Origin of the sequence: Pantoea sp. Seng (assembly GCF_009829935.1) — a bacterium.
Classification (GTDB): domain Bacteria; phylum Pseudomonadota; class Gammaproteobacteria; order Enterobacterales; family Enterobacteriaceae; genus Pantoea; species Pantoea communis.
The window spans coordinates 1-4,953 of the sequence record NZ_SZZV01000042.1 but is presented as its reverse complement, the minus strand read 5'-3'; the positions used below and the strand labels follow the sequence as shown (position 1 = coordinate 4,953).

The 4,953-nt window shown below is 48.5% G+C and carries 4 protein-coding genes, 4 tRNA genes and 1 rRNA gene; 8 read left to right on the top strand and 1 reads right to left on the bottom strand.

Going from position 1 to position 4,953, the window contains the following annotated elements:
* Positions 1 to 88: 88 nt before the first annotated feature.
* The 3 genes from rrf (at position 89) to birA (ending at position 2,351) form a co-directional block, all read left to right on the top strand.
* A 5S ribosomal RNA gene (gene rrf / locus FD737_RS23590) occupies positions 89 to 204 on the top strand.
* A 150-nt stretch (positions 205 to 354) separates the two neighbouring features.
* Positions 355 to 1,392, top strand: coding sequence for a UDP-N-acetylmuramate dehydrogenase (murB, locus tag FD737_RS23585; RefSeq protein WP_160834692.1), 1,038 nt, complete (start codon positions 355 to 357; stop codon positions 1,390 to 1,392).
* Positions 1,389 to 2,351 carry a bifunctional biotin--[acetyl-CoA-carboxylase] ligase/biotin operon repressor BirA gene (gene birA, locus FD737_RS23580; protein ID WP_160834691.1) on the top strand — a complete coding sequence of 321 codons (963 nt, stop codon included), beginning with the start codon at positions 1,389 to 1,391 and terminating at the stop codon, positions 2,349 to 2,351. The genes murB and birA overlap by 4 nt, the downstream gene beginning before the upstream one ends.
* A gap of 59 nt (positions 2,352 to 2,410) precedes the next feature.
* Here the strand turns inward: birA and coaA are convergent, their stop codons facing one another.
* Entirely contained in the window at positions 2,411 to 3,361 is a 951-nt protein-coding gene (gene coaA, locus FD737_RS23575; protein ID WP_097119822.1) for a type I pantothenate kinase, read from the bottom strand.
* Positions 3,362 to 4,006: 645 nt separating this feature from the next.
* Between coaA and FD737_RS23570 the strand changes: the two genes are divergently transcribed.
* From FD737_RS23570 to FD737_RS23550, 5 genes are all read left to right on the top strand, one after another.
* Positions 4,007 to 4,082 (top strand) — tRNA-Thr (locus FD737_RS23570).
* An 8-nt stretch (positions 4,083 to 4,090) separates the two neighbouring features.
* Positions 4,091 to 4,175: transfer RNA gene (locus FD737_RS23565), tRNA-Tyr, on the top strand.
* Between the two features lie 190 nt (positions 4,176 to 4,365).
* Positions 4,366 to 4,440: transfer RNA gene (locus FD737_RS23560), tRNA-Gly, on the top strand.
* A 5-nt stretch (positions 4,441 to 4,445) separates the two neighbouring features.
* Positions 4,446 to 4,521 (top strand) — tRNA-Thr (locus FD737_RS23555).
* A 107-nt stretch (positions 4,522 to 4,628) separates the two neighbouring features.
* Positions 4,629 to 4,953: GTP-binding protein (locus FD737_RS23550; RefSeq protein WP_202404645.1), on the top strand; the 325-nt coding region annotated here is incomplete at its 3' end.

Sequence of the window (4,953 nt, the reverse complement as noted above, 5' to 3'; positions counted from 1 at the left end):
GGAGCATACTGAGGTATGTGACTGAGTTACGCGAGGGAGAGCAACGCAGCATCAGCACAAAAGACACAGGACAGAGCACAAGAATTTGCCTGGCGGCTGTAGCGCGGTGGTCCCACCTGACCCCATGCCGAACTCAGAAGTGAAACGCCGTAGCGCCGATGGTAGTGTGGGGCCTCCCCATGCGAGAGTAGGGAACTGCCAGGCATTAAATAAGTGAAGAAACCCTGAACGAAAGTTCAGGGTTTTTTTACGTCTGCAAATTGGCGAAATCAGGGCTAAAAGCCACGAAAACATCCCACCCGTGACTAACTGATCGGGTAAACTACGGCCAGATAAATCAGTCAAGGCCGTGAAATGTCCAGCCCCCACACTTCTCTAAAAGTTTTCAACACACTGGGTCTCGAAGTCAGTGCACAATCGCTGTATATCGCAGACACATCTGAAGCCATTGTTCGCGCATGGCAAGCGACTCAACAGGCGAATCAACCTTTCATCGTATTAGGTGAGGGCAGCAATGTGCTTTTCCTGGAAGACTTTGATGGTGGCGTGATCATTAATGCCATCAAAGGTATTTCACTTGAGGAAGAGGCTGAAGCATGGCATTTGCATATTGGCGCTGGTGAGAACTGGCACCAGTTGGTTGAGCATACTTTAAAAAAAGGTATTACCGGCCTGGAAAACCTGGCGTTAATTCCGGGCATGGCCGGTTCAGCACCTATCCAGAACATTGGCGCTTATGGTGTTGAATTTAAGGATATTTGCCAATACGTTGATGTGCTGCACCTGCCCACACAAAAAATCAGCCGCCTGAATCGCGAAGCGTGTCAGTTTGGGTATCGTGACAGTATTTTTAAACACGAGATGAAGGATAATCACGTCATTATTGCTGTTGGGCTCCGTCTGGCTAAGCAATGGAAGCCGGTGCTGAGTTACGGCGATTTAGCGAAACTGAATCCAGCCACCGTATGCGCATGGGATGTGTTCAATGCAGTTTGCCAAATGCGTCAGAGTAAACTGCCCGATCCGCGGGTAACGGGCAATGTAGGTAGCTTCTTCAAAAACCCTCTTATCACACGTGATTTGGCCAATGAGCTGTTAGAGGCATGGCCGGGGATGCCACATTACCCGCAGGCAAATGGAGACGTCAAATTAGCAGCAGGCTGGTTGATCGATCAATGCCATCTCAAGGGATACCAGATTGGCGGCGCTGCGGTACACCGCCAACAGGCGCTGGTATTGATCAATGAAAACCAGGCAACGCCAAAGGATATCGTTGCTTTAGCGCACGAGGTGCGGAACCACGTGGGTGAAAAATTCAATGTTTGGCTCGAGCCAGAGGTTCGCTTCATTGGTGCTCAAGGCGAACGTAACGCCGTTGAGGTCATTTCATGAAAGATAATAGTGTTCCGCTGAAATTGGTCGCGCTGCTGGCTGATGGAGAATTCCATTCAGGCGAGCAGTTGGGTGAAGCATTGGGTATGAGCCGTGCAGCCATCAATAAGCATATCCAAACCCTGAAAAGCTGGGGTCTGGATGTGTATACCGTCACAGGAAAAGGATATAGCTTGCCTGCCCCCATTCAATTGCTGAATGAAGCCGATATTCTTTCGCATCTGCGTCAACCAGATTTAGATGTCATCCCTGTGATTGATTCAACCAATCAGTATCTGCTGGATAGGATGGATCAGTTGCCTTCTGGTCATGCCTGTATTGCCGAGTATCAGCAAGCGGGCCGTGGCCGCCGTGGCAGAAAATGGTTTTCTCCTTTTGGTTCTAATCTCTATCTTTCGATGTACTGGCGACTTGAGCAAGGCCCCGCTGCAGCAATGGGGTTAAGCCTGGTGATTGGCATCGTGATGGCCGAGGTTATCCAGTCGTTAGGCGTACCCGATGTGCGCGTTAAATGGCCCAATGATCTCTACCTGAACGACCGTAAATTGGCCGGGATTCTGGTTGAACTAACCGGCAAAACAGGCGACGCAGCGCAAATTGTCATGGGGGCTGGTGTCAATCTGGTGATGCGCTCAGAAGGAGCCGCTGAAATTAATCAGGGGTGGATTAATTTGCAGGAAGCCGGAGTTGAAATCGATCGCAATGAGTTGGCTGCAAAAATCATCAATAGCCTGCGCGAAGCACTGCCGATTTTCGAGCGTGACGGATTGGCACCGTTTGTAGAGCGTTGGGATGCTCTGGACAATTTTATCAATCGCCCGGTTAAGCTGCTGATTGGCGACAGGGAAGTTCATGGTATAGCACGTGGTATTGATAAGCAGGGTGGTTTATTACTGGATCAAGATGGCGAAGTAAAGTCCTGGGTGGGTGGTGAGATTTCGCTGCGTCCTGGCAATTAATGCGAATTGACCTGAGAAATTAAACGCCCAGGTAAGTTAGGGCGTTTAAATATGAAACGTTATTTTCTCAGGCGAACACTTTGCACGGCATGATCTGCAGACTTTGTCATTATCAGACTGGCGCGCTCCCGGGTCGGGAGGATGTTTTCGTTAAGATTCAGCCAGTTAATTTCTTTCCATAATCCGCGAGCAATATTTTCCGCCTCTTCTTTAGGCAATTGAGAATAATGGTGGAAATAAGAATCGGGATCGCTGAAGGCACCTTCACGGAATTTTAGGAAACGATTAACGTACCAGCGTTCTAATAATGTTTCAGGTGCATCGACATAAATTGAGAAGTCGACAAAATCAGAAACAAATACATGATGCGGATCGTGGGGATAATCCATCCCACTTTGCAGCACGTTTAAGCCTTCCAGAATCAGAATATCAGGCTGTTGTACCACCTTATCGCCATCCGGGATCACATCATAAATAAGGTGTGAATAAACCGGCGCCGTGACCTGGCTAGCGCCCGATTTCAAATCGGAGACGAAGTTCACCAGACGATGCATATCGTAAGATTGCGGGAAGCCTTTCTTCTTCATTAGCCCCCGTTCTTTCAACACTGCATTGGGGTGTAAAAAGCCGTCAGTTGTAATCAACTCGACTTTACGATGTTCTGGCCAGCGACTAAGCAGCGCCTGCAACACACGCGCGGTTGTACTTTTACCTACAGCAACACTGCCGGCAATACTGATGATATAGGGAATCTTTTGCCCGTTAGTGCCAAGAAACTGCTCCAGCACGGCCTGACGGCGCAGATTAGAACTGATATAGAAGTTAAGCAGACGTGAGAGCGGCAAATAGATTTCAGCAACCTCTTCTAAGGAGAGATCTTCATTGATACCGCGTAGTCGTTCAATTTCGCCTTCAGCGAGCGTCATTGGCACTGAGTCGCGCAGGGCGGCCCATTGCTGACGGTCAAACTGTAAATAGGGTGTAGTGAGTGGTGTCGTTTTTTTACTCATAAGTATGCATCTGACCGCAAATCCCGGCTCATCAACATCTTGTAGCGTCTGGCATACAATGATGCGTCGAGCTCAGTTGCACGTCATAGGGGGTAAGTAACGAGAACAATGGGCTGGAGGGTAACACCAGTGTCACTTTAAAAAGAAGCAAATTGATAAACCTGAGCACGCTTTCGTAAGCGTGCCCGCATTTTTATTATTGCTTAGTCGCTTATTACAATCGATTTTGCTGTAGCACCGCGTAAAATCTTTTCAGATTTTCCCTCGCTGACAACGTTGAGCCGTCTTCAGACAATCAATAATGCCTCCCTCTTTAACACGCCGACAGTGGCATTCGTTAACGAACAATCCCGTCTTGCATTGTGTTAGTTGAAAAAATGTTCAATCAAACCCGATCCAATAAAAAAAGTTGCGCACTTTTAAATGAAAAATGGCGTTGTGCTTCTGGCGTGCGACGACCAAACCACGATAAGCCTCTGTAAATCACTTAGTGCAGCGGCGTAAAAACACACTGCATTTGGACGAAAATACTGCAAATGATGAGCGGTTTGCGATGTTTTGCACAAATAGTAAGCGATAGAACAATTTTGGCAATTTTTTTGTTGCATCCTGGGCTCGGTCTTCCCATAATGCGCTCCACTTGATGCCGGCTTAGCTCAGTTGGTAGAGCAACTGACTTGTAATCAGTAGGTCACCAGTTCGATTCCGGTAGCCGGCACCAATCAAGTAGGTGGGATTCCCGAGCGGCCAAAGGGAGCAGACTGTAAATCTGCCGTCACAGACTTCGAAGGTTCGAATCCTTCTCCCACCACCATCTCAACCACTTGGTTGAGCGTCAGATAAAATCTTTATCTGGCGGGTGAGTTCATCTCTCTCACCTTCGAATTCAGATTGCGGATTTTCGCAATCAAAGTCAGCCAGAAACTCTGGCAGGCTCGAATAATAGAAGGTCTTCTTTTATTATTCATAAGCTACAGAAAGAACAGGTAGCCGAGTTCCAGGATGCGGGCATCGTATAATGGCTATTACCTCAGCCTTCCAAGCTGATGATGCGGGTTCGATTCCCGCTGCCCGCTCCAGATGTGCTGATATGGCTCAGTTGGTAGAGCGCACCCTTGGTAAGGGTGAGGTCCCCAGTTCGACTCTGGGTATCAGCACCACTTCCTTTATCTCTCTCCTGATTCTCTCTCTGTAAACCAAACAGTCAGGCATTGCCTGGTTGATATGACGATATCTTCGATATATCCGTGTCTTAGAGGGACTAGCGATGGCTAAAGAGCAATTTCAACGTAACAAACTGCACGTAAACGTGGGCACCATCGGTCACGTTGACCACGGTAAAACCACCCTGACTGCTGCAATCACCACCGTTCTGGCTAAAACCTACGGCGGTAAAGCAAGCAAATTCGATGAGATCGATAAGGCGCCAGAAGAGAAAGCACGTGGTATCACCATCAACACTTCTCACGTTGAATATGAAACCCCGACTCGCCACTATGCGCACGTTGACTGCCCTGGCCACGCCGACTATGTGAAAAACATGATCACCGGTGCTGCGCAGATGGACGGCGCGATCCTGGTTGTTGCTGCGA